Annotated in this window: 1 protein-coding gene; it reads right to left on the bottom strand. The window is 74.4% G+C overall.

All coding sequences use genetic code 11. From position 1 onward, the window contains the following. Nucleotides 1–107 precede the first annotated feature (107 nt). Nucleotides 108–739, bottom strand: a 632-nt coding sequence (locus MXD58_RS26130; protein ID WP_308302052.1) for an SCO family protein, incomplete at its 5' end; no start/stop codon positions are given.

Here is a 739-nt window from a genome sequence, read left to right as displayed (position 1 = left end):
CCGTCCCAGCCCGCGCCGGCCCGACGGCGGGGCGTCCGTCGGCCGGCCCGTCGTCGGCGGGTCGGCAGGTGGCGCGCCGGGGGCAGGGTCCAGATCACGGGTGGCCATCAGGCGCCCTTGAGCAGCATCGGAATGTCGTGGGCGTAGTCGGCGGGGGTGACGCCGGCGAGGTAGACGGTGCGGGCGAGACCGTCGGGGTTGAAGGCGGTGACCTGCGAGCCGTGGTCGACCACCCAGCTGCCGTCGGCCTCGCGGCGCGGCGGCTCCACGGGGATGCCGAACTTGTCGGCGTCGGCGGTGATCTGCGCCGTGGTGCCGGTGAGGCCGACGAAGGTCGGGTCGAACTGCGTCAGCCACGACCGCAGGACCGCCGGGGTGTCCCGGTCCGGGTCGGTGGTCACGAACACGACGGAAACCTGCCGGCGTACCGCCTCGCTGGTCTGGCTCAGGCCGGCGGCGATGTCGGCCATGGTCGTCGGGCAGACATCCGGGCAGTGGGTGTAGCCGAAGTAGACCAGCGTGAGCTTTCCGGCCGTCGCGGCCCGCAGCCGGTAGGGGTGGCCGGACATGTCGGTGAGGGCGACGTCGGGTTTCGGCATCGGCGTCGCCAGCGTCGTGCCACGCAGGCCGGGGCCGGGCGAGGCGTCGTCGAGGCTGACGATCGCGGGGCCTTGGCCGGCAGCCTTCGAGGCCGAGCCGCCGCAGCCCGCCGCGACCAGCGCGACCAGCAGTGCGAGGC

The organism is Frankia sp. AgKG'84/4, assembly GCF_023242965.2.
Lineage (GTDB): Bacteria > Actinomycetota > Actinomycetes > Frankiales > Frankiaceae > Frankia.
Note: the sequence above shows the minus strand (reverse complement) of the source record. Positions and strands in the feature narration are given on the sequence as shown.